We start from the raw sequence: 21,887 nt of genomic DNA, 5'->3' as shown, positions 1-21,887 counted from the left end.
AAGGATGATGATGAACCATGTATCATAAAACGCTGCCTTATCGCATCTTCAGCATCTTCAACAATGTGTTTCTGACCATCCTTTCGGTGCTCTGCTTGCTGCCGCTGTATCACTTGCTGATGGTATCCCTCAGCTCGTCCGCACCTGCGAATGCCGGACTGGTCACATTCTGGCCGATAGGTTTCACGTTCGAAGCCTATGCCAAGACGTTTGATAACGCCAACTTCCTGTCCTCCCTGTGGGTATCCGTGAAGCGGACGGTGCTGGGTACGGGGCTTGCGCTCATCGTTAATACGCTTGCGGCGTATGCACTATCGAAGGAAACGCGTGTGTTCCGCGCTCGGAACATCTATCTGTGGTATTTTGTCATCACGATGCTGTTCAGCGGCGGGCTCATTCCGGGATATATCCTCATTCTAAAGCTCGGTCTGATGAATACGCTTTGGGCATTGATTTTACCGGGGCTGGTGGCGGTATTCAACATCATTCTGCTGCTGAATTTCTTCCGTACGGTGCCGAAGGACTTGGAGGAAGCGGCCTTTATTGATGGTGCAGGTCATTTCCAGTCGTTTATCAAAATCTACCTGCCTGTGTCCGTGCCGGTTATTGCTACAGTGTCCCTCTTTATGATGGTTGGCCACTGGAACGCGTATTTTGACGGGATCATCTACATCCGCGATTCGGAGAAGCTGCCGCTCGCGACGTTTATGCAGACGATCATCGTGCAGGCTGATATGACCAAGCTTGACCCGCAAGCGATTGCGAACCTGTCCCAACGGACGATCCGGGCATCGCAAATCTTCATCAGCGCACTGCCGATCCTGCTCGTGTACCCGTTCCTGCAACGTTACTTTGTAAGCGGGATTGTGGTTGGGGCTGTGAAGGAGTAGGGATGTAAGCGTAATTTGCAGGACAACAAAAGGATTGTGAAAAGGGAGCCGCCAAACTGGGGAAGGCCAGGGAGGTGGCTTCTTTTGTTGTTGTTAAAAATGCCTGATTTGTTTGGTTAAATTTATTTGAATAAAATGGTACGATAGGAAAAATAAAAATGATATTCAAAATCTCTATTAACCATAGAGGGGGCGGTTACATCGTGAAAAAGATGATGGTGGCCTCAAGAGTTCGAGATTGAAGCGGGCCTATCCAGCCCTTTCATTTAAATGTGCAATTAATCTATAGCGACCCCTTTCAGCCAATTGAGGTTACAGACGAATACGTCATTATGCCAATCAGAACGGATTACTTCATGAAGCCGGACTGGTGGAACGAGCGCTTCAAAGAGAGGTATTGAGAACGGCAGTTTTGCTATGGCCTAATTACAGGGGGGCAGTTCACACTATATTAGGGGGAAATGAAATGGAATTCAGAAAAATTACGTGGGATAATTTCATTGAATGTATCGAACTCAAAGTCTCTCCAGACCAGCAGCAATTTATCTCTTCGAATCAGCATGCACTTGCAGAAGCGTACATAGCCTCGGATGAGGGGCAGATCATTATTACCTTTGCGGTATATAAGGAAGAACGAATGGTCGGATTTATTTCGATGTATTATGACGATGGGGATGGGAATTTCGATTACAGCAGCTATGGCATCTTCAAAATGATGATTGATCATCGGTACCAAGGCCAAGGATACGGCAGAGAAATGGTCGAGAAAGCGATTGAGTATGCACAATCAGCCCCTCGCGGGAAAGCCAAAGTGGTAGAGTTAACATATAAACCAGAGAATACGGCTGCCAAGAAAATCTATGACTCACTTGGTTTTCGGCTTACGGGTGATGTACTAGCTTGTGGTGAGGTGCAGGCGATATTAGCGCTGTAACAAGATTTTCGGAGTAGTTTAATGACATTCGAAGGACGTGAGCGAGATGTTCTCATGGATATATCAGCGTTATAGATTATGGTTTTGGTTCGTTGTATTTGTCGCTTCTGTATCAGGAACTGTGTACAAATGGTCTTCTAAGCAGGAAAGAGGCTAGATATGAGAAAATTGACCTTGGATGAATATGCTTCAGTGCTGCCGCTGCTGGATTCGATTCAGAATAAAGCTGTATATGCACTTTCTGTGATTCACGGTACACAGGAAGGCTGTGTGTATGTCAATGAAGGAAAACGAACCACCTCGGTATTTATTACAAGTTGTGGTGGTTTCTATGGTTTGGCTGGGGACGAAACGAACGATGCTTTTACTCAGGATGTCATTCAGTATATGAATAATGAATCCAACCATCCTGACTTTTTTGCTTTGGGTGTCTATACCAAGGATTGGGAGAACAAGCTGCATGACTACCATATTAAGCATTCGCGGAAAATCTCGCGTACATATTATCGTTTTAATCAAGACCGTTTCATAAATTCATATGGGGAGTTCGATATAACGCTGGAAAAGCCGTTTAAGTATTACCCGCTAGACCTCGATATCTCTACAATATACAGGGAACAGTTCTACCCGTACTATCAGCTCGTATGGTCATCAGCCGAGCAGTTCTGCGCACATGGAATAGGACATTTTATTATGAAGCACGACGAACTGATCAGTGTCTGTACTTCCCCTTATGTGGGTGGAGGATACGCAGAGATCGACGTGATTACGATTGAACAGTATCAGCGGAAGGGATTAGCGAGTGTGGTTGGTTTACATTTTATCCAAGACTGCCTATCCCGAAATCTCATTCCCAACTGGAGCTGTCATACCGATAATGCAGCATCCAATGAGCTGGCTCGCAAATTAGGATTTGAAGAGATCGGGGAACATTCGATGTATTGGTATCATGTATGACAGAAATAATGCCAGTTAACAACATGATATAACATTCGTTGATGACACCTCCAAAGATCAAGTAATTGTTAAGGAGCGGAAGAAGCGCATTGTCCCCTTCCGTCTAGTCCTGTTATAATTCCCGTATATCGACTGCATTGGGGGTTATGACGTGGCAATATGGACTGTGCCGGATTGCTCGTTCGCTAGAAAGCCTTACGCAAAGCCTGAATAGGGGCGGACTTTGTGTAGGGCGCGATAAAAGAGATCGTTTGCCCTGGAAGCAACATTCATATCATGGTTCAACCCGCAGGCTTTGCACCTTATTTGCTTGACTACTATAAATAAGGGGCTGAAGGCCATGCAAACACCATTTATTCATAATCATCAATATAACTACATCTATAAACAAGCTGAATTTCTGCTAAAAACGCTACGCTCGGTCGTGGACCCCAAAGTGTTGGATACGGTCCGCTACACCGTCAGTACGAATGCCGTAGGCATCTTCGATGATCTGACGCTGGAACGGAAACAGCTGCTGGAGCAGCTATCCACGTATGCTACGCCGCATGACGTGCAGCTCTACCTGAATCAGCTGCAGGACTATCTGATTCCATACCCGCAGGTCACAGCTAAGCAGATCCAAAAGCTGTTTCCCAAGGCCAAAAAGCTCAAGCTGCCTAATCTGGAATCCATGGATTACGCACACACCACCTATCTGAGATGGATCGACATTGCGACAAGCCGTTTGTTCATCGTGTATCCGCACGAGGGCAGGTTCCTTGGAATTGAGGGACGAATCACGCCTACGAACAAGAAAGGGTATTGTATGTTCTGCCATCGCCATCAGGAGCTTGGATTCTACAATGTGAAGACCAAGGCTAACTCGGCGGACAATTTTGCCTCCATGGGTCAGTATGTGTGCATGGATGACAAGGCGTGCAACGAGAGTATTACGGAGATCAGCATGCTGGAGAAATTTTTGCTTGCAGCGATTAAATAGCCGGAGATTTGTGAGCAGTGAATAAAGCGAAGCAACGTATAATTGCAAAGCAACACGAAACACACACAAGGTCGCTCAGTTGAGCGGCCTTTTTTGCTGTGTGTGATGCGGGGATTTTTACTTACCATAACCGCTCAAGGAAAGCGGAAACGGGTGATTTATTTTTCAAATGTTGTTAGCGGCTCGGTAGAATGGCTGGCATAGTTAACGCCCAACGCGTACGCCTGATGCAGCAGTTCCTCATAATGCTCCGGCGGGGCTTCTAGGGTATTGTAGAGAAATTCAACCCTCGAATTGCACACGCCACAGTAATCGGCGATACCAACATTGAGCAGATTACGAATCGAATCACTGTAGCTGCGTTTATTCATCTGCTCTTCGGTCACACCGGCAAGGGCAATCCACAGAATCTGCTGATGATGCAGCTTATTCGCACCGTAGGCATATCCGTTGTTCATCACACGGTCAATGTACCCTTTCAGCATCGCTGGCAGATGCCACCACCACAGAGGGAAAACAAAAGCAATGGCATCGTGTTTCTTGAGCCGCTTTATCTCGGTTTCAATCTGAGGGGAGAAGCGCTGAATATCTTGAGAATAGTCTGGTTCATCTGCTGCTCGAAGGATCGGGTCAAAGCCAATCTCATGTAAATCCACAATCTCCGCTTGATGACCTCCTGCTGCCAGACCTTGAATAAAACGATCCGTGACCTGGAAGGTCAGGGAATCTTTACGTGAATGGGACACAACGACTAATACGTTCATGAACAATCACAACCTTTCTGGAGCGTGGTTTGGTAGCCATGGCTCCTTCGATGATGCTATTATAAACAGGACTGAGAACATCTGGAAGTACGCACTTTGATGTTCTATAGGGAGATGAAAGTACCCATGGAACATAAAAACACCTTGGTTGGAAGGTCGTACTGACGCTCGGTATAGAGATGAATGAAAGGTGCAGACAGGTTGTTTTAATGATGAAAAGAGACTGGGTAAACAATGTTGTTCAACGGATATGGGCTATGGGGGGAACTGCGGTGACGGAACAAGACAAGACGGAAGCAAATACGAGTGTTCCTAAGAAATATAAGGTTGGCGTGGAGGCGGCTTTGGAGGTGATGGGCGGGAAGTGGAAGCCGCTCATTATTTATCATTTGTTCACTGGGTGCAAACGGACCTCGGAGCTGCGGCGGCTGATCCCGGACATTACGCAGAAGATGCTGACGACCCAGCTCAGAGGGCTGGAAAAAGACGAGATTGTACAGCGCAAAGTATACTCCGAAGTGCCTCCCAAGGTGGAGTATGAGCTTACGGAATACGGGTGGGGACTCAAGCCTGCGCTGGATCTTCTATGCTACTGGGGGGAAGAGCATCTGGATAAGGTTTATGGGGATCGGTCGAAGGTGCTGGAGGACTTTAAATCTTCAGAAACGTGAAGAACGGGAGGGCAGAAATACATGGACGATACCGTAAATGCTCAAGGTGTAAACCGGGCGAATCAAACGCAACAAGCGAATCAATTCGGCCATTCTGACCAAAACACGCAAGCTACTAAGGCTACACAAGCTGAGCAGTCCACTAAGGTTACTCCGGCAAATCCACCTAATCAACCGGGTAAACCCAAACAGGCTGTGCCCGTTCGCTGTGAGGGGGTTGCTGTCGTACTTTTAAAAAAGTGGCTGGACTAGTACCATGTGCTGATGCTCAAGCGGGATGGTCGGATGCTGCATAACGAATGGTGTTATATCGGAGGCGGTATTGAGCATGGTGAGAAGGCATGGGAAGCCGCCCTTCGGGAAATTCGGGAGGAAACGGGCATCACGGAGGTGCGTTTATATAGTTCGAATCAGTTCGAGCAGTTCTATTCACCTGTAGAGGATTATATCTATATGGCTCCTGTATTTGTAGGTTATGTGCATGAGGATCAGCCTGTACAATTAAATCATGAGCATAGCGAGCAACGATGGATGACGTTTGAAGAAGCGAAACAGCACGCAGCATTGCCCGGGATCGATGATATTCTGGACTTTGTCGAAAAGCATTTTGCCAAGAAGACTCCTTCCAAGTGGCTGCGGATTAACGGGGAGAATAAATAGGAGGGATATCTCATTACATACAAGACGATTTATCCAAGAGCTGTATTGAATCTCATATGTATGCTGGTTATTGAAATTCTTTTTCTGAGAAATGTTATTTTCGACGAGAATGGTATCCTGAAGTATACCCTGATCGTTATTTTGACCTTTATTCTAGGTTATATCATTTTTCTCATTCGGCGTTTGTTGTTCTCCAAACCAAGCATTACGCTGGAAAGTGATCATGTGATTTCTACAAAACATCGGAGATATGATGCATCCCAGATTGAGTGTATTTACATCAATTACAGACGAATCGGGTTTAAATTATATGGCAAACGGCTTGTGCCGATGGATTTATGCTTTTATTTTCACCGAGATCAGGAGATCGCAGGGGTAGAAGTCGTCCATGAATGGGCTGCGCGAAACGACAAAGAGATAAAACACAAATTCTTTCAAACCTTGGCGTAGCAAGATACGTCCGTTGAATATAAGAGTTGTAGAGGTTTTGGAATTCACAAGATCAGTCGTCGCTCACACGGTCATCGAATATGACATGGTCAAAAATCACCCGAAGCAGTTAACCGCGTATTATAAACGGACACATATCCCTGATGCAGCTAAATCTGTACGCATCAATATAGAAGATATAGGACGAAGTTTAACTTGTATAGCAGGAGAGGTGCCTATGAAATATTTAACAAAAGAGTGGTATGAGACTTGTCAGCAGACAGGGCTTCATTTTGGCATGAGAGTACATAAAGGTGCGACTTTACTGGACGAAGCTCTCTTTCAACGGCTGTATAAACGGAAGGAAAAAGAGCATGTCAAGCTCCAGCGAGATGTGTATAATACCGATCCCCGATTCATGCTGGAGCATGATGGTCAGGTCATGACCAGGGTAGACAAAGCATTTAGCGGGGAAGAGGTGACGGAGGAAGATCAGCTCGTGTATCATATGCCTCCCGAAGAGCGTGCCCATATCGAGACGCTGATTGCTGAGTACGATGCTCGTCCTGCTTTTGATGAGAAGCAGTGTAAAGACGAATATGCAGAAGCGATGGAGTGGAACTTCAAATACCAAGCGGAGAGATTACCCTCGGAAATTTTCAGGAAAATAGCGGATATTCGTGTGTTTGCTCTGGGTTATTGCACACGCGAAGTCATGCAGCAGCTCAAGAAAAAGAGTGCAGAATATACAAAAGAGATGGAAGTTGTGCTGCAGGAGTACAGAGATGCTATGGTAAAGCAGGATATTCCGGCTGACGTTCACCTTAAGCTGCAATTTCATGATTGTAAGGTGACGGACCTGCTGACGGGCGATGAGCTTGTCCTGCGGTTTGATACAAGAGGCGGCTTCACCGAGATCAACAAACTCACGCTAACCGATGCTGAAATGCTCAAGCAAGAAGGCAAGATTGTTGGTAGTTACTGGCTGTATGATGAGCTGTATCGAATCGACAATGGATATGAGCTTCATGTCCTTTTGAACGGAGAACCAATGTCGGAATTGATTGTACGTTGCACTGATATTGTTGCCGAGATTGAATGAGGAAGAGAAACTAGATTAGGATTCACATGGATTGCACTATGCGTGTGTCATACCTATACTACATATTATTGATGAGAAGGTGTGACGACGGCGTGAGGCCGCACACTAAAGTGCATCGGGCTTAATTCAGCCTGTTTTATTGCATATGTTACAATGAAAAAATGAACTGAACTTGATGTTAGGAGTGATTGCATGATTGCCAGAACATGGCATGGGGCGGTGCCGCTGGAGAATAAGCAAGCTTTTTTGGATTATGAGTATGAGACAGGGGTAAAAGATACGTTGGCAGTAGAAGGAAATCGCGGCGCGTATTTAAAGGTTGTAGAGCAGGGAGCGTATGCACATTTTTTCCTGTGTACGATGTGGGAGGATATGGAGTCGATGATGGCATTTGCAGGACCTGAGCCTACCATTGCGGTAACGTATCCCAAGGATGAGGAATTAGGCTTGATCTCTGATCCAATCGTGATTATACAGGAAGTGACAAGTGCGGATAATCCGTTTGAGAACACATATGCATAACAACAATCCACACGTTCAAGATATTAATATGCTGTTTCAGGAGCATCGAATTGAGGAAGATATCGTAGAAGCAGAACAACTGTCAGGTACGACGGCGGGACGTGTGTTCAAGCTGCGTGCGAGCTCAGGTGAGCAGTATATTTTGAAATGGGATGATCCAGAACAAATTCGCATTGCCCGGCAGTTTCTGGAGACGTACCGTGATGTAAGGCTGCTGCCAAATCTCCTCTTTACGGGCTCGGACAGCACCTATTTTGTATATAGCTATATGACAGGTGAGACTCATTACAATCGGGGACCGAAGAAGGTGTGGTTAACCCGGCTAGTGAAAGAACTGTTTAATACCTATGTGCGTGTGGTGGATACAGCGTCATGGGGAAGAATGGAGCTTCCATGCAGGACGTGGAGGGAATTCAATCAGATTAGTATTGATGAGGCCAGAGAGAATCTGGGTGACGTGCTTGGCACGGAGGATTATGATCTGGTTCAAATTCTCGTCAATCGTCTATTCCAGAAGGATGAGGACGCGAGGTTTCTTTTGCATGGGGATACAGGAGTTCATAATTTTGTGTTTGAGCAAAAGGAATTGATCGGGGTCATTGACCCTTCTCCCATGGTGGGACCGGTTATTTATGATTTTCTGTACGCCTTTTGTTCCTCACCTGATGACCTTGATCCCGCCATGTTATGGGATGTATTCGGACTTCTGCAACACGCAGACATGGATCAATCCAGATTGGTGGAAGAAGCACTGGTCCATTTGTACTGCCGAATCGGGCTCAGTAATAAACATCATCCGCAGGACTTGCCCGAGTATCTCCAAGCATGGAATGAATGGAGACAGCACCAATAATATAATACATACAGTACAGGAGTGGGATAAATGAAAGCATGGTTATTCGATTATTATCCGCCAAACAACACAATTGAGTTCAGGAGCTCAGATGACCTGGAATTGATATACGAAGCTCTATCCTCTGATCAACCGATGATCCAGGAATGGTCTGCGCTGACAGTAGATTTCGAGGATACGGGCAGGCCAGCAGATATTCTGAACAGGTTCAATGGAGCACTTGTCATTAGTAAAAAGGTAAAAGATATTCTGGAGCAGCAATCCATCGAACAGATCGAGTTTCTCCCCATTTTAACCGATGCAGGAGAAGCATATTATATTCTTCATGTATTAAACATCATCGATTGCATAGATACGGAAACATCGAAAGTAAGAATGGTTCATGGCGACACCAACCAGTTTGACGAGTATTCACTTGTTTTACATGCAGAAGCTTTAGAGCAACAACATATGTTTCGAATTAAATATCCTCAGAAAGAACGAACGCTGCCATACATATATGTATCCGATTCATTACAAGACATGTTAAGTGCATCGATTGTAGGTTATCAGCTCGTTGAAATTTGGGATTCGGAGTTTTCATGGAAAGAGAAGGAAGAAGAGCATGAACGAATGAGTAAGGAAATTGATAAGTCCTTAATGACTTTTTTTGATTTTGAACAAGCGAAGAAGTTCGCCCGCAAAAATAAAGGCAAGATGGTGTTTTCCGGTAAATGGGCAATCAAGGCAGACAAAGACAAGCAGATATGGTTAGGTAATCTTCAGTTGGATGGGAGCTATTCATGGATGGTGCCGAGTTACTATCCTCCTGTGTTGTTAGGGCTTAGGTGGGGAATTGTGGAAAAACGGGACACCTGGTTTAGTCGACTTGGCAAAGGATTCACGCGATAGCTTTTTTATAAAGATTTAAACAGTCCCATTCAGAAGCGATGCTGTCCTTTGAACAAAAGAAGAGGCGTGCGCAGGTGGGGATAAGTTATTTTTTCTCAAAGCACTGGTTAATGATCGGATTCTAGCGGCTGATTTGTTGTTGGGATAGCCAGAGTCGCAAGTTTATGTTGTGTCAGAGTAATGGTATTGTATAGGGCCTTGGTTTCGTGCCAGGGCTCTTGATAATTTTATATTTTATTAAAAATGCCTAAATAAGAATTCTCCTGATCGTTAGCCTTCGTAGCCAAGTTTTTAATGGGGTAGAGGAGGGATTCGCCAATGAGTCGTGATTGATCATGACGCAATAGGTCATGTTACAATAATTATTATTTCTTTTCATAAAGCAATTGTCCAGCTTACATAAGCTATCGCCAAAGTTATTAGACAGGGGAGGAGTATTAGTGATGACAAGCGACTATAAGATTCCAGAGCTGCTGCAAGAAATGATGGTGTGGGAGCAAACAATCAAGCACGAAGTGCCTTATCTGGAGACACCAACGGGTTATTTTCTACAATTTGATCCCCATGATCATGGGGGTTATCTGAGTTCTCCCGCTGATGCTATTGTGTTTGCAAACACGGGAATGGGTGGTATCCATTTTTCGTTTTTAACAGACTTTGGTCATGCTTCTGATTTAAGTTTGGCACCAATAATTTGCGTAGATCCGATGGCTTTTGGTCACTATGCGAGGATCGTTGCCAGCAATATCCGGGAATTTTTTGCTCTTGGTTTCTCAGGTCATGAGGATTTGCTGCTCAATGAATTTGAATCGAAACAACAATACCTCGACTATGTGAAGGAACAGGAGGAGAATACGAGCGAAAGTGAGTATTTTGACAGGAAACGTTGGGATCGTGAAAAAAAACAGGTGCAGGATTGGGCTGTGCAGCATTTTAATTTTAAACTCGTCCCAGACGGCTACTCTTACATTCAGGAAGCCCAGCAACTCAGACGAAGCGAAGTCATAGTTGATACACTTGATGGCCTTGGAGTTGCGCTGGGGAAAGGCGCATGGAGTGATTTTAAGGGAGTCGTTCCGCATCTGCATCCGTGGCATGGGAAAGAGATTCCATATGATCAGGAGGAGCAGTTGAAGTTCTTTATCTCGAGCGCAGATCAGATTGGTCTGTTTAGTTTGATTCGGGACAGTCAGGCACAAGGGTTCGATGATCCAGATGTATATCGAGCGATGGAAGCACGACTTATTTCGTTCGGTCTGGGTATGGAAGCCAAAAAGCTGATGTATTATAGATGATTTTTGAACTGGAATTATAAGGAGCGAAACAGTTATGCGGGACACTCGGTTCACACCCTATTTAAGTTACATCGGTTTCGGCTGGTTATCCTGAGCAACAGTTATATAGTTATCTTGCTGTGTCAACTGGGATATGTGATTTTAAATGGGGATGAGATTGATATTTAGACGTTTATAAGGGGATAGGATACATAACTACGTGATGTAATGAAAGTTCAACTGGATTTATTTCCTTAATATCTATAAAATGGAACAATAAAACGAAATCGTGTTTCATCAAATGAAACAAAAAAGGAGTTGATGAATAATATGACTTATCATTTCAATGGTCCTGATCATGTTCAACTGGCGGCCCCCGAGGGCTGCGAGACGGAAGCTCGACACTTTTTCAATCAGATCTTGGGCTGGACTGAGATTCCAAAGCCTGAAATGTTGAGGGAACGCGGCGGTGTTTGGTTTCAGTGTGGTGATCATCTGGTTCATATTGGTGTGCAGCAAAATTTTGTTCCCGCTGTCAAGGCTCATCCAGCATTTCATGTGCAAAATCTGGATCTGTTGCGTGAGCATCTTCGTCTGCACAACCTTCATGTTGTAGACGACGAGGCAAGGGCTGATGAGGGAGTACGGCGCTTTTATCTGAATGATCCTTTTGGCAATCGACTAGAGTTTCTAGAGTGGGTTTCAGCATAAGCTGATTAAACAAATAAAAAGCCAAACAATCAAGCAAGCAAGCGTAAATTTAAGGCAAACGTCAATATTACAGCAACCAAAAAACAGGGCGATCCTTTTCACGGGAATCGCCCTGTTTGATCTTACAAGATAGAAGCAAGTATCCATCTGCGACAAACTCAATGATGATGATGCGCATGCGCATCTGGTGCGTCACCTTTTACGGTGCAAAGGACCGAGGTGTCGTGAAGATGCTTCTCAGACTCAACCTGCAAGGTGACATGTTTGATTTCTTTGTGCTCCAGCAGATGCTCGATTTTCTGAACCAGAATCTCGGACGCATATACATCCATCGTGCCATCCACGACAATATGTGCGGTCAGTGCATTCAGGTTGCTGGTAATCGACCAAACGTGAACATCGTGTACACCTTTGACGCCATCAACCTGCTGGATGGTCTGCACGAGGTCGTTGACATTAACGTTGGCTGGTGTGCCCTCCATGAGAATGTGGAGTGAAGATTTGGTAACATAAAATCCACTGCGGAGTACCAGTACGGCGACAATTACACTCGCCAGCGGGTCAGCCCAGCCCCAGCCGAAGAACATCATCAGCAGTGCGGCGGCAATAGCGCCAACAGACCCCAGCATGTCACTGATGACGTGCAGGTACGCCCCGCGCATGTTCAGGTTACTCTCCGTATCACTACCGCGCATCATAATCCAGGCGACCAGAATGTTCACGAGTAATCCGATCGTACTGATAATCAGCATGCCCATCGTTGCCACTTCAGGTGGATTAATAAAGCGGCCGATGGCTTCGTAAAAAATGTAAAGCGCAATAGCAATTAACGTAACTCCGTTTAACGTTGCTGCCAGAATCTCAAAACGTCTATAGCCGTAGGTTTTGCCTGTATTGACGGCTTTTTCCCCGAATGTGAACGCGAGTAAAGCAATCCCGAGTGCGATGGAGTCCGAGAGCATGTGGCCTGCATCAGAGATCAGTGCAAGGCTATTGGTGATGAATCCCCCGAAAGCTTCTACGATCATATAAAAGGTAATGATAATGAAGGAAAAGAGCAGTACCTTTTTGTTATTGGTGCCATGTGCGTGATTGTGTCCATGGTCATGCCCATGATTGTGCTGATGTCCCGACATTGTAAATCCTCTCCTTAGGAGTCTGGCTCCGTTATGTAAGTTAGCTGATAGAACTTCTGATCACATGAACATATGAGTGGTTGTTCATATGTTATGAATTTATTATAATTCTGTCTCATAATAGTGTCAACCAGATTTGTGCAAAAATAAACATGAATCGGCACAGACCACTGTACTGACAGCTGCACTGGCAAATAGCTTTCTGTTTGTGCTACCATCGGGGCAGGATGATTATAGAAGGGCGGACAACGAGATGAAACATCTGCTGCTGGCAGACGATGATGCCAATATTCGCGCACTGCTGCGCCATGTCATGACGAAGGAGGGATACCGGGTACATGAAGCACAGGATGGTATGCAGGCAGTCAACATCATACAGGAGACATCCATTGATCTGGCGATTTTGGATGTCATGATGCCGGGCATGAACGGACTTGAACTATGTGATTACATTCGTCAGCATTATGATATCCCGATTATACTGCTGACCGCTAGGGATCAGCTGTCGGACAAGAAGGAAGGGTACCTTAGGGGCACGGATGAATATGTGACGAAGCCATTTGAGCCGGAGGAACTGGTCTACCGTGTCAAAGCGCTATTTCGCAGATATCACCGAACCTCCAGCGATATGATTCGCATGAACCGGATTGTGATTGACCGCAACAATGTGGAAGTGAGCGACGGGGAGTCGATTTTATTTTTACCGATGAAGGAGTTTGAATTATTATCCCAGCTTGCTCAGTTTCCAGGGCGCCTGTTCTCGCGGGATGAGCTCATTCGTCTCGTCTGGGGAGCGGATTATGAGGGGGATGACCGTACAGTGGACGTACATATCAAGCGGCTTCGTGACCGTTTTGCCGATTATTCCGATGATTTTGTCATTCAGACGGTGCGGGGCATCGGATACAAGATCGAGGTGAAGTCGCATTGAGAACGCTCTACGTTCGGATATTTCTCATTACGGTAGCGGTGATTGTGACGAGCAGTCTGCTGGGCTTCCTTTTTTCGAACATATATTATCATGCAAAGCTCAAGACATTTAACGATGAGAAGCTGGTTGGGATTGCGATGGATATGAAGCGGTTTGCCGAGGAGAAGCCCGAGACACTGGAGCGATATTTGCAGAATGCAGCCGCATTAGGATATGAAATCTATGTTACGAATGGGCAAGGTTCTGATCGGTTCTATGGACGTGAATTCCGTGAAAAGGATCTCGATCCACAGGCCGTTCGTCAGGTGCTTGGCGGTGAGGTGTATCATGGGGTCGCCCAGTTTCCGAGCAAACCGTTTATTACCGGATTTTTCGATAATCAGTTAAGCAATACAGTCGGTGTTCCGCTTCAGGTGGGCAATGACCGTTACGCCCTGTTCATGCGCCCTGATGTTATTCTGCAATTCGGGGAACTGCGGATTTTCTTTGCGCTCATTGGAGCCTTGACGGTTGGGATCAGCGTTTTGATCTTTCTGTTCAGCACCCGTTATCTGGTGAATCCGATTGAACGACTGTCCGAAGCAACAAAACGCATTGCGCAAGGCAATTATAATGTGAAGCTAAATACAGCAAGACGTGATGAGATCGGACAGCTGGCCGAGCATTTTATGACGATGAGTCGTGAACTGGAAAGGGTGGATCAGGCACGGCAGCAGTTTGTATCCAACGTATCCCATGAGATTCAGTCGCCATTAACCTCCATTCAGGGATTCGCCCAACTGGTCGCGGATCGGGAGCTGCCGGAGCAGGAACGCGAGCACTATGCGTCCATTATAGAAAAAGAGAGCCGGCATCTGTCCTTACTTAGTAAACAGCTGCTGCTGTTGTCATCGCTAGAACAGGGACATGAGGACTTGACTCAAACGACTTTTACGCTGAGAGCTCAATTCCGTCAGGCCGTTCAAGTGCTGCAATGGCAGCTGGAGGACAAGGAGCTGCTACTGCGCATGTCCGTTCCTGAGTCCATAACGGTTACGGGCAATGAAGTGCTGCTGATGCAGGTCTGGATGAATCTGCTTGGCAATGCCGTGCAGCATCTGCCGAAAGGTCGCAGCATCGAGATTCGAGCCGAGCAGACGGATACGGCATGTGTTGTTCATATCCAGGACACCGGGGACGGGATTGCAGCGGAGCATCTGCCGTTCCTGTTTGACCGCTTCTACCGGGTGGACCATGCGCGTGAACGTTCCTCCGGCGGCACCGGGCTTGGGCTGGCGATTGTGCAGAAAATTATTCGTATCCATCACGGTACGATTGAGGTGTCCAGTTCAGCCGAAGGCACCGTATTTACGGTAACTCTTCCGCAGATGTAATGAGTTATTCATTTTCCGTTCATTTTCACCTCCTATACTTGGGTTATCAAGAGGGAGGTCAGAGCATATGTACTTGGCTATACGGGAAATGAGGTTTGCAAAGGGACGATACGCCTTGATTGCGACCATCATGGTGCTGGTTTCGTTTCTGGTATTGTTTGTAACCGGACTCGCGCAGGGGCTGTCGTATGATAACGCGGCTTCAATTAAAAATATGGCAGCAACCCACTTCGTGCTGGAACAGGATTCGAATCATCGCTTCACACGGTCACAGGTAGGACAGAAGGAGCTGGATGAGGCTCGTGCTGTTGTTGGACAGGACAATGCCGAGCCGCTTGGGGTGAGAATGACCACGGTCAGCCCGGCAGATGATAGCAAAAAGATAGATGTTACGCTCTTCATGGTGAATCCGGGCAGCTGGCTTGCGCCAACCGTCACTGAAGGCAAGGCGATCAACGAGCAGTCCGCAGGTGAGGTGGTAGTTGATCAGAAGCTGGCTAAATCCGGCGTGACCATAGGCACGGTTCTGGTGGATCAAGCCTCGGGAACGGAATGGACGGTCAGCGGTTTTGTGCAAAATGAATCGTTCAGTCATGCGCCAGTTGTCTTCCTGAATGAGAAGGAATGGCTTGCGCTGCAAGCCGGATCACGTACGATGGAAGCAGCTTCCGCAGCAGGTGGAGCAGGTACTGAGGACAAAAGCACCGAAGCTAATGCAGGCTCTGGCAATGAATCTGGAACCAGCACTGAAGCTGTAATCGGTACAGGGGCTTCATCTGGTGCAGAACGTACGCCTGTGTATAATGCGATTGCGGTCAAGGGGCCAGAGGATCAGGTAAGCAACCTGACTGCTGTATTGTCAAAGACAGAGATCATTACGAAATCGGATGCGGTATCTGCGATTCCAGGTTACAAGGAGGAACAGGGCTCATTGCTGATGATGATTGCCTTTTTATATGTCATCTCGGCCTTTGTGCTTGCGGTATTTTTCTACGTCATTACGATTCAGAAGACCAGTCAGTTTGGCATATTAAAAGCCATCGGCACAAGAAACGGTTATCTTGCAGGCAGTGTATCGCTGCAGGTGCTGCTGTTGTCCGTAGGCAGTCTGGTAATCAGTGTGCTGCTTGTGCAGCTGTTTGAATCCGTTCTGCCGGCATCCATGCCATTCCAATTAGGGGTCTCCACGCTTGCATTAACCTGTGTGTTATTCATTCTGATGTCGATGGCAGGGTCGTTATTCTCGGTATGGAAGGTGACCAAAATTGATGCACTTGATGCGATTGGGAGGACGGCAGCATGAGAAAACGACTGGTATTGCAGGGTATTACACAGACATTTGATGACGGGGGCAGCCAGCGCACGATTCTGGATCAGCTTGATCTACAGGTGGGAGAAGGGGAGCTTGTCGCTGTGATGGGCCCATCGGGTTCAGGGAAAAGCACGTTTCTGTCCATTGCAGGCGCACTGCTTGAACCAACGGATGGGGAGGTGCTGCTGGACGGTACTTCGATTATGGGCAAAAGTAAAACAGACATCTCGGATGTGCGGCTGCGTCAGCTCGGATTTATATTTCAAAGTGCGAATCTGATTCCTTACTTGAAGGTAGAGGAGCAGCTGATGGTGGTTGCAAAGCTTGCGGGAATGGACAAAAGTAAAGCCGAGCGCCGTGCAGGTGAACTGCTGGAGACGGTGGGACTGTCCCATCGGCGGAAAGCTTACACCGATAAGCTGTCCGGCGGTGAACGCCAGCGTGTTGCCATTGCGCGGGCGCTGATGAATGATCCGGCCGTGCTGCTGGCGGATGAACCGACAGCCAGCCTGGATGCGGAGCGCGGGCTGGATATTGTAGGCACGATTGCTCGGCTCGTGAAGGAGCAGGGCAAGAGTGCGGTGATGGTTACGCATGATGAGCGTATTTTGCCGCTCTGCAGCCGGGTTCTTTTTTTAGAGAAGGGGAAGCTGGTGGCACATTAGAGGTGTTTGGTGTACGGTTCGATGAAATAAGTTGATGAGAAAATCAGGTTGAACGGTGAGTTCGAATGCGAGGTGAGGGTCACAACTCCTGCTGGGGAAGTGGCCTTCTTTTTGTGTTTTCGACTATACTTGGAAGGTATGGGAGTGAGGATGAGAGTGGAATATGGAAGAATACATCATGGCATTATCATTTCGAGAGGATGGGGCGTGTATGAGCAATTGGAGGATGCATAGTTTGAATACAGAACCATTTCCTGTACTAAGCACGTCGATTCATTGGGGAATCGTTGAGGCAGAGTTCAGACTGGGGGCGCAGGTGCATGAAACGCTAGTTAGCAATGTGAGCATCATTCCGTTTGTCGGGGAACGATGTGTTGTGTTTCAACTGCATAATGGACTGTGGGAGCTGCCCGGAGGAACGCTGGAGGCAGGGGAGCCTTATATGGACGGCTTGAAACGTGAGCTGATGGAAGAACTAGGCGCGGAGCTACGTAGCTATCAGGTTTTCGGTCAGTTCTACTGTACCTCCAGCGCGCTTGAGCCGTATCGTGCATACATTCCGCACCCCAACTTTATCAGAGTGATCGGGTATGGCGATGTGGCAATTGTGAGTGATCCGCTGAATCCGGAGGATGGAGAGCAGGTAGTAGCGGTTGAAGTGGTAGAGATTGCAGAAGCGGTACGGCGTTTCCGGGATCAGAACCGGCATGACATTGCCGAGATGTACCAGCTGGCCTATGAGCTGCGGGAAGCAGATCGACGCTGATTCAGATGCAGAATATTGTTGAAGATTCGTGCGATCACTGTTTGATTCCAGTGAGGTCGCTGCGTAGCGAGTTTAAATCTATTCCCGTGGACGATAAAAAGATTTCTTTAAAGCATCTACATAAGGAGGTTCCATATGGTTCGTGATGAGATTAATCGAATGCTGGATGATTTGCCGAGAAATGAGTTGAATGTGGCTCGTTCATATGTTGAAATGGTTCACCGCAAGTATATGTATCAGAAAACACTCACGGGCAAGGGGGTGAAGGTAACTGAGCTGTGTGAGGAATCCGAGGGAATTATTCAGCGCTGGGATGAGGTGTTTGCACATCAGCTGGATGAACTTTTGAAAGAGGTCATCCACTACAGCCAGTATAAATGGCATATGTTCAGCTACGAACAGCAGGCTTGCCTGCAGAACGATGCGGCCAGAGCAGCCTTTGATGCGGAAGACAAGTCTGAATTATATGTAATGTATCAGCGTTCACCATACATACAGATCTATAACAATGCAAGCGCTGTAGTCGCAGCTGATTTTGATGAGCAGCAGGACATCTATGTATTCGATAAGGCGTTCACATGGACATATGTACATACACATGAATCAATGTGCGGACCGTATTTTTATAAAATTGAAGAGGGGTAGAGAGGATGGAGTTCGATTGCAGGAAGGTGTGTAAAGAGATCATTATGCGTTGTAAATATGATATGAATTTTATGATGGTAAGCCTACATGCTAAGGGATAAGGAGATACCTACATTGAAACTATGGTTAAACGCAAATCCCATTGTACTTGAGACTGGCTATGAATTGGGATATGGACCTGGGACCCAGATCATGAAAAGGCCACAAGAGTGGCAGATATATTACATCGTAACTCGAACAGTAAAGAATGCAAGTTAACTAACGAACAATTAATCAAAGAGTTTCGAAATCAGGAACTGAGTACCATGGATGCTGATCTGATAAATGAAATTCAAGAAGTGTTGTATGAATTAATTACGATTTACGAGTTAAAGGAATATTCAGAATCCGTAAAGAGCTTTATTTTCCCCAAAGTGAAATACCAGAATACGTTGTGGCTAATGCCTTCGGAGATCCCCAATCATTTGAAAAACGTAATGTGGTATAAGCTACAGACAAAAGAAGAGATTGTTATGGCACTAGAATACACGGATTTCTGGTTTAATTGTGTTATTGTTCCCCAAGGAGCACCGCCAGAGAATTTTAATAGTTGCCTACACTATACAGAAGAACATGGTGTTGAAGCAGAAGATCCAGATGGAATGGTGCTCTATATCCAGATCAAGGACAAAGCAAGGTTTATAGAGAATACCCTCCCGAAATTGAGATATTTGGGGCATATCGAAGTCCTCGAAGAGAAAAACCGACAAGCTGAAGGATAAAGAAATATGCCCAGCATGACCTTTCTTTATAGAAAATGGATAGGCTTGAGTGCCCGCTTGTAGTACAATAAGGAAGCTGTGTTAATTTTTATGAGAGAAGGAAGGTAGGTTAGGGTTTCATTAGGAAAAGGAATTTATAGAACGGCAGTCATACATATAAATCACATATAACGGCTGTTAGTACAACATGAGAAAAAGGAAGTGTTAGCAATGGAAACACCTGTACAAGAGCCTGCCCAACAAGCTACAACGGAAAATCGCCCACTCGGAGTATCAGGACTAGGAGGCTGGCTCATTCTTATCCAGATTGGCCTGCTGTTTACCTTGATCATGCTCCTTGCACAGATTAGTCAGTCTATTTTGCCGATCTTGAACACAGAGACATGGGAGATGCTCACTGCTAAGGATTCGGGTTATTATCACCCCTTGTGGGGGCCGATCATTATTTTTGAGGCGGTATTTAATCTCTTGTTTCTCTTATTCACTGTGTATGTTATCGTTGCTTTTTATCAGAGAAAAGCAATTCTTCCTCGTCTTATGATTATTTTTTACAGTGTTAGTCTTATCGTGGGAACTGTGGATTATCTGCTGCTCTATCAGATTCCGATGGCGAGAGAACTCGAAGATGGGGGCTCTATTCGGGACATTGTAAGATCCGGTATTGCTTGTGCAATCTGGATTCCGTATTTTATTAAGTCGGAACGTGTACAGAATACATTTGTTCGATAAACATGAAGCAGGAAATGACCGGGCTTGGATTGAAATGATCCGAGCCTATTTTTTGATAAAATTATGTATAGGTCATATATATTGATTTGATTCGCGAGCGAAAGGTGACGACCAGAAATGAAAATATATGTGGTGCGACATGGTGCAGATGAAGAAGGGTATCGTGGCGGCTGGAGTCAGCGAGGGCTTACCGAAACGGGGGTTAATCAGTCCAAAATGCTGGGTAAGTATCTGCATGAGCATGCAGGGCAATACGATATTCAAACGATTATAAGCAGTGACCTCCAGCGTGCGGTTCAGACGAGTAAGGAGATTGAAGCAGCATTGAATATTCCAGGCAGTCACACATCGGATTGGCGTGAGATGAACAATGGTGAACTGGCGGGTATGCTCCATGCGGAGGCGGAAGAGAAATACCCGGGAATTTATTTTAATACGTTAGAGATGCATACTGCCTTTCCAGGTGGAGAGAGTCCGATTCATTTTTACACAAGAATAAAAAGCGCATTTCAGAATCTATGTACTCAGCTCGAAGCGAAGAAGATGAAATCCAACGTTCTCCTGGTCACACACGGAGGGGTGATTAATATCCTCTACTATGTTTTATTGAACCAGGAGTGGAGCAATACGTCCAGCTTTTATACCATCCACAACACGAGCATTCATACTTTTGGGAAAATGAAGGATAGCTGGAGCGTATTAGACACGAACAGGGAGGTAGGAAAATGATGAGCGACCAAGCTGAAGAGCTGCTTCATCAATTAAATTCCTTATCGGGACCATTTCCGGCCTGGAATTTAGAACAATTGCCTGGTCGTCCAGGAGAGCTATTTTTGGACTGGTTGAGACTGGCGATGGAGAACAACGTAAAGGAACCCCATGCCATGACCCTTGCAACAGTGGATCAACATGGTTATCCAGAAGCGAGAGTGTTAATTTTAAAAGCTATTATGTAGTGAGGACGAGTGGAATCGTTCCATTGAACTGCAGAAGAAACGTCTTCAAGAGAACCCCGATTTTGCCGCGCGTCATTGGCGTTTGTATGCTGTATATGCGCAGGAAGTAGAGTTCTGGCAGGGGGATACGGATCGCAAACACATATGTGTTCAATATACGTGGCAAGATGGGCAGTGGCACAAAAATAGATTATGGCCTTGGTGTACGCGGTTGTTCGAGAAGATTTTGATCCATTGAATAAATGAACTACAGAGAGGAAAGGAAGAAAAGGTTTGAATAAACGAGTGTTAATTATTATTTCATTTGTATTTTTATTGCTCCTCTCAGTTAATGATGTAAAAGCTGCCTCAAGTCAGACTGCTGTGTTTATGGAAGATGAGTTCCAATTCCAGTCTAAATCAAAGGGAATCTCCATCAAGATTGGCTCTACACGTGAAGAGGTTGAGGAGCAGTTGGGTTATGCTACCAACTATTATGCGCATTCTGATACATATGATTATAAAGATATGGTGATCCATTATAAGGAAGGTATCGTGGATGCCATAATGATCAGTAGAGATAGCTGGTTCGATTGGTTTAATACGTATAAAACACCTAGTGGGATAGGCTTAGGAAGTAAATTGCAGAAGGTTATCCAGCAATATGGCAGGGGGGCACTGATGGAACCGACCAATGGAGGAACGGTTCGAATGATTACTTATCTCATGCATAAAAATGCTCAGGGAGAATATCGCGTCAAATCGTCATTCCATTATGAAGAAACGAGAAAAATATATAAAGATATGAACACAATAGGTATGGTTGTAGATGATAGAGGGTATGTTCAATTTATCATGTTGGCTACTTTCGAATATGCCTATCGACCTGATTTTGAATAGGTAATCAATTGAACAGGAAGGATCTCGTGAGCGTAATAATGATATGTTTTTTCGCAGCCATGACACCTGAATGTACATAATGTCATATCATCTC

General features: G+C 45.8%; 29 protein-coding genes. 27 read left to right on the top strand and 2 right to left on the bottom strand.

Annotated features, from left to right (window positions below):
- Positions 1-17: 17 nt before the first annotated feature.
- From DFQ00_RS17420 to DFQ00_RS17405, 5 genes are all read left to right on the top strand, one after another.
- Complete coding sequence (locus DFQ00_RS17420; RefSeq protein ID WP_110897759.1) at positions 18-890, top strand: carbohydrate ABC transporter permease; 873 nt, start codon at positions 18-20, stop codon at positions 888-890.
- A gap of 272 nt (positions 891-1,162) precedes the next feature.
- Positions 1,163-1,291: a hypothetical protein gene (locus DFQ00_RS30170; RefSeq protein ID WP_279630420.1), complete on the top strand. Its 129-nt coding sequence runs from the start codon at positions 1,163-1,165 to the stop codon at positions 1,289-1,291.
- Between the two features lie 65 nt (positions 1,292-1,356).
- Entirely contained in the window at positions 1,357-1,824 is a 468-nt protein-coding gene (locus DFQ00_RS17415; protein ID WP_110897758.1) for a GNAT family N-acetyltransferase, read from the top strand.
- Between the two features lie 159 nt (positions 1,825-1,983).
- Entirely contained in the window at positions 1,984-2,781 is a 798-nt protein-coding gene (locus DFQ00_RS17410) for a GNAT family N-acetyltransferase (RefSeq protein ID WP_110897757.1), read from the top strand.
- 340 nt (positions 2,782-3,121) lie between these two features.
- Complete coding sequence (locus DFQ00_RS17405) at positions 3,122-3,763, top strand: FusB/FusC family EF-G-binding protein (protein WP_110897756.1); 642 nt, start codon at positions 3,122-3,124, stop codon at positions 3,761-3,763.
- 158 nt (positions 3,764-3,921) lie between these two features.
- On the opposite strand, the gene DFQ00_RS17400 is transcribed toward DFQ00_RS17405, so the two are convergent.
- Positions 3,922-4,527, bottom strand: a complete 606-nt coding sequence (locus DFQ00_RS17400) for an NAD(P)H oxidoreductase (protein ID WP_110897755.1) — start codon at positions 4,525-4,527, stop codon at positions 3,922-3,924.
- Positions 4,528-4,784: 257 nt separating this feature from the next.
- Here DFQ00_RS17400 and DFQ00_RS17395 point away from each other — a divergent pair, with 257 nt between their 5' ends.
- From DFQ00_RS17395 to DFQ00_RS17355, 10 genes are all read left to right on the top strand, one after another.
- Complete coding sequence (locus tag DFQ00_RS17395; RefSeq protein WP_110897823.1) at positions 4,785-5,198, top strand: winged helix-turn-helix transcriptional regulator; 414 nt, start codon at positions 4,785-4,787, stop codon at positions 5,196-5,198.
- Positions 5,199-5,219: 21 nt separating this feature from the next.
- Complete coding sequence (locus DFQ00_RS29885; protein WP_244213903.1) at positions 5,220-5,450, top strand: hypothetical protein; 231 nt, start codon at positions 5,220-5,222, stop codon at positions 5,448-5,450.
- Positions 5,451-5,462: 12 nt separating this feature from the next.
- Positions 5,463-5,858, top strand: coding sequence for an NUDIX domain-containing protein (locus DFQ00_RS29880; RefSeq protein WP_244213902.1), 396 nt, complete (start codon positions 5,463-5,465; stop codon positions 5,856-5,858).
- A 60-nt stretch (positions 5,859-5,918) separates the two neighbouring features.
- On the top strand, positions 5,919-6,308 hold the full coding sequence (locus tag DFQ00_RS17385) for a hypothetical protein (protein ID WP_110897754.1): 390 nt from the start codon (positions 5,919-5,921) through the stop codon (positions 6,306-6,308).
- A 217-nt stretch (positions 6,309-6,525) separates the two neighbouring features.
- A complete protein-coding gene (locus tag DFQ00_RS17380; RefSeq protein WP_110897753.1) occupies positions 6,526-7,389 on the top strand; it encodes a DUF4085 family protein in 864 nt (287 codons plus the stop codon).
- Between the two features lie 192 nt (positions 7,390-7,581).
- The gene (locus tag DFQ00_RS17375) at positions 7,582-7,911 is read left to right on the top strand and encodes a hypothetical protein (RefSeq protein WP_110897752.1); all 330 of its coding nucleotides are present in this window, start codon (positions 7,582-7,584) and stop codon (positions 7,909-7,911) included.
- Positions 7,892-8,764 (top strand): phosphotransferase, encoded by an 873-nt coding sequence (locus DFQ00_RS17370; protein WP_244213901.1) that lies wholly within the window; start codon positions 7,892-7,894, stop codon positions 8,762-8,764. The genes DFQ00_RS17375 and DFQ00_RS17370 overlap by 20 nt, the downstream gene beginning before the upstream one ends.
- A gap of 30 nt (positions 8,765-8,794) precedes the next feature.
- Positions 8,795-9,655, top strand: coding sequence for an imm11 family protein (locus tag DFQ00_RS17365; RefSeq protein WP_110897750.1), 861 nt, complete (start codon positions 8,795-8,797; stop codon positions 9,653-9,655).
- 443 nt (positions 9,656-10,098) lie between these two features.
- Positions 10,099-10,950: a hypothetical protein gene (locus DFQ00_RS17360; RefSeq protein ID WP_110897749.1), complete on the top strand. Its 852-nt coding sequence runs from the start codon at positions 10,099-10,101 to the stop codon at positions 10,948-10,950.
- Positions 10,951-11,259: 309 nt separating this feature from the next.
- The gene (locus tag DFQ00_RS17355; RefSeq protein ID WP_110897748.1) at positions 11,260-11,640 is read left to right on the top strand and encodes a VOC family protein; all 381 of its coding nucleotides are present in this window, start codon (positions 11,260-11,262) and stop codon (positions 11,638-11,640) included.
- A 158-nt stretch (positions 11,641-11,798) separates the two neighbouring features.
- Here DFQ00_RS17355 and DFQ00_RS17350 read toward each other — a convergent pair whose 3' ends face one another.
- Entirely contained in the window at positions 11,799-12,776 is a 978-nt protein-coding gene (locus DFQ00_RS17350) for a cation diffusion facilitator family transporter (RefSeq protein ID WP_110897747.1), read from the bottom strand.
- Between the two features lie 253 nt (positions 12,777-13,029).
- On the opposite strand from DFQ00_RS17350, the gene DFQ00_RS17345 reads away from it, so the two are divergent.
- From DFQ00_RS17345 to DFQ00_RS17295, 12 genes are all read left to right on the top strand, one after another.
- Positions 13,030-13,707: a response regulator transcription factor gene (locus tag DFQ00_RS17345; protein WP_110897746.1), complete on the top strand. Its 678-nt coding sequence runs from the start codon at positions 13,030-13,032 to the stop codon at positions 13,705-13,707.
- Positions 13,704-15,080, top strand: coding sequence for a sensor histidine kinase (locus DFQ00_RS17340; protein WP_110897745.1), 1,377 nt, complete (start codon positions 13,704-13,706; stop codon positions 15,078-15,080). The genes DFQ00_RS17345 and DFQ00_RS17340 overlap by 4 nt, the downstream gene beginning before the upstream one ends.
- Positions 15,081-15,147: 67 nt before the next feature.
- The gene (locus DFQ00_RS17335) at positions 15,148-16,383 is read left to right on the top strand and encodes an ABC transporter permease (RefSeq protein WP_110897744.1); all 1,236 of its coding nucleotides are present in this window, start codon (positions 15,148-15,150) and stop codon (positions 16,381-16,383) included.
- Positions 16,380-17,057 (top strand): ABC transporter ATP-binding protein, encoded by a 678-nt coding sequence (locus tag DFQ00_RS17330; protein ID WP_110897743.1) that lies wholly within the window; start codon positions 16,380-16,382, stop codon positions 17,055-17,057. Before DFQ00_RS17335 ends, DFQ00_RS17330 begins: the two co-directional genes overlap by 4 nt.
- 235 nt (positions 17,058-17,292) lie before the next feature.
- Positions 17,293-17,823 (top strand): NUDIX domain-containing protein, encoded by a 531-nt coding sequence (locus DFQ00_RS17325; RefSeq protein ID WP_244213900.1) that lies wholly within the window; start codon positions 17,293-17,295, stop codon positions 17,821-17,823.
- 135 nt (positions 17,824-17,958) lie between these two features.
- Positions 17,959-18,468 carry a DUF4275 family protein gene (locus tag DFQ00_RS17320; RefSeq protein ID WP_110897742.1) on the top strand — a complete coding sequence of 170 codons (510 nt, stop codon included), beginning with the start codon at positions 17,959-17,961 and terminating at the stop codon, positions 18,466-18,468.
- 305 nt (positions 18,469-18,773) lie between these two features.
- Entirely contained in the window at positions 18,774-19,229 is a 456-nt protein-coding gene (locus tag DFQ00_RS17315; RefSeq protein ID WP_110897741.1) for a hypothetical protein, read from the top strand.
- A 210-nt stretch (positions 19,230-19,439) separates the two neighbouring features.
- Positions 19,440-19,958 (top strand): DUF2569 domain-containing protein, encoded by a 519-nt coding sequence (locus tag DFQ00_RS17310; RefSeq protein WP_110897740.1) that lies wholly within the window; start codon positions 19,440-19,442, stop codon positions 19,956-19,958.
- A gap of 117 nt (positions 19,959-20,075) precedes the next feature.
- Positions 20,076-20,687 carry a histidine phosphatase family protein gene (locus DFQ00_RS17305; protein ID WP_110897739.1) on the top strand — a complete coding sequence of 204 codons (612 nt, stop codon included), beginning with the start codon at positions 20,076-20,078 and terminating at the stop codon, positions 20,685-20,687.
- Positions 20,687-20,914 carry a pyridoxamine 5'-phosphate oxidase family protein gene (locus DFQ00_RS29875; RefSeq protein ID WP_244213899.1) on the top strand — a complete coding sequence of 76 codons (228 nt, stop codon included), beginning with the start codon at positions 20,687-20,689 and terminating at the stop codon, positions 20,912-20,914. Before DFQ00_RS17305 ends, DFQ00_RS29875 begins: the two co-directional genes overlap by 1 nt.
- Positions 20,915-20,996: 82 nt before the next feature.
- Positions 20,997-21,152 (top strand): pyridoxine 5'-phosphate oxidase C-terminal domain-containing protein, encoded by a 156-nt coding sequence (locus DFQ00_RS29870; protein ID WP_244213898.1) that lies wholly within the window; start codon positions 20,997-20,999, stop codon positions 21,150-21,152.
- 35 nt (positions 21,153-21,187) lie between these two features.
- Positions 21,188-21,793 (top strand): hypothetical protein, encoded by a 606-nt coding sequence (locus DFQ00_RS17295; protein WP_110897738.1) that lies wholly within the window; start codon positions 21,188-21,190, stop codon positions 21,791-21,793.
- Positions 21,794-21,887 lie beyond the last annotated feature (94 nt).

This window comes from Paenibacillus barcinonensis (assembly GCF_003217495.1).
Lineage (GTDB): Bacteria > Bacillota > Bacilli > Paenibacillales > Paenibacillaceae > Paenibacillus > Paenibacillus barcinonensis.
Note: the sequence above shows the minus strand (reverse complement) of the source record. Positions and strands in the feature narration are given on the sequence as shown.

Excerpts from the sequence above, each read along its gene's own strand:
- DFQ00_RS29885 (WP_244213903.1), top strand. The coding sequence starts at position 5,220 with ATGGACGATACCGTAAATGCTCAAGGTGTAAACCGGGCGAATCAAACG.
- DFQ00_RS17360 (WP_110897749.1), top strand. The coding sequence starts at position 10,099 with ATGACAAGCGACTATAAGATTCCAGAGCTGCTGCAAGAAATGATGGTG.
- DFQ00_RS17305 (WP_110897739.1), top strand. The coding sequence starts at position 20,076 with ATGAAAATATATGTGGTGCGACATGGTGCAGATGAAGAAGGGTATCGT.
- DFQ00_RS17420 (WP_110897759.1), top strand. The coding sequence starts at position 18 with ATGTATCATAAAACGCTGCCTTATCGCATCTTCAGCATCTTCAACAAT.
- DFQ00_RS17375 (WP_110897752.1), top strand. The coding sequence starts at position 7,582 with ATGATTGCCAGAACATGGCATGGGGCGGTGCCGCTGGAGAATAAGCAA.
- DFQ00_RS17345 (WP_110897746.1), top strand. The coding sequence starts at position 13,030 with ATGAAACATCTGCTGCTGGCAGACGATGATGCCAATATTCGCGCACTG.
- DFQ00_RS29875 (WP_244213899.1), top strand. The coding sequence starts at position 20,687 with ATGAGCGACCAAGCTGAAGAGCTGCTTCATCAATTAAATTCCTTATCG.
- DFQ00_RS17380 (WP_110897753.1), top strand. The coding sequence starts at position 6,526 with ATGAAATATTTAACAAAAGAGTGGTATGAGACTTGTCAGCAGACAGGG.
- DFQ00_RS17350 (WP_110897747.1), bottom strand. The coding sequence starts at position 12,776 with ATGTCGGGACATCAGCACAATCATGGGCATGACCATGGACACAATCAC.
- DFQ00_RS17315 (WP_110897741.1), top strand. The coding sequence starts at position 18,774 with ATGGATGCTGATCTGATAAATGAAATTCAAGAAGTGTTGTATGAATTA.
- DFQ00_RS17415 (WP_110897758.1), top strand. The coding sequence starts at position 1,357 with ATGGAATTCAGAAAAATTACGTGGGATAATTTCATTGAATGTATCGAA.
- DFQ00_RS17385 (WP_110897754.1), top strand. The coding sequence starts at position 5,919 with ATGCTGGTTATTGAAATTCTTTTTCTGAGAAATGTTATTTTCGACGAG.
- DFQ00_RS17365 (WP_110897750.1), top strand. The coding sequence starts at position 8,795 with ATGAAAGCATGGTTATTCGATTATTATCCGCCAAACAACACAATTGAG.
- DFQ00_RS17320 (WP_110897742.1), top strand. The coding sequence starts at position 17,959 with ATGGTTCGTGATGAGATTAATCGAATGCTGGATGATTTGCCGAGAAAT.
- DFQ00_RS17410 (WP_110897757.1), top strand. The coding sequence starts at position 1,984 with ATGAGAAAATTGACCTTGGATGAATATGCTTCAGTGCTGCCGCTGCTG.
- DFQ00_RS17405 (WP_110897756.1), top strand. The coding sequence starts at position 3,122 with ATGCAAACACCATTTATTCATAATCATCAATATAACTACATCTATAAA.
- DFQ00_RS17330 (WP_110897743.1), top strand. The coding sequence starts at position 16,380 with ATGAGAAAACGACTGGTATTGCAGGGTATTACACAGACATTTGATGAC.
- DFQ00_RS17400 (WP_110897755.1), bottom strand. The coding sequence starts at position 4,527 with ATGAACGTATTAGTCGTTGTGTCCCATTCACGTAAAGATTCCCTGACC.
- DFQ00_RS17310 (WP_110897740.1), top strand. The coding sequence starts at position 19,440 with ATGGAAACACCTGTACAAGAGCCTGCCCAACAAGCTACAACGGAAAAT.
- DFQ00_RS17335 (WP_110897744.1), top strand. The coding sequence starts at position 15,148 with ATGTACTTGGCTATACGGGAAATGAGGTTTGCAAAGGGACGATACGCC.
- DFQ00_RS29880 (WP_244213902.1), top strand. The coding sequence starts at position 5,463 with ATGCTCAAGCGGGATGGTCGGATGCTGCATAACGAATGGTGTTATATC.
- DFQ00_RS17355 (WP_110897748.1), top strand. The coding sequence starts at position 11,260 with ATGACTTATCATTTCAATGGTCCTGATCATGTTCAACTGGCGGCCCCC.
- DFQ00_RS17395 (WP_110897823.1), top strand. The coding sequence starts at position 4,785 with ATGGGGGGAACTGCGGTGACGGAACAAGACAAGACGGAAGCAAATACG.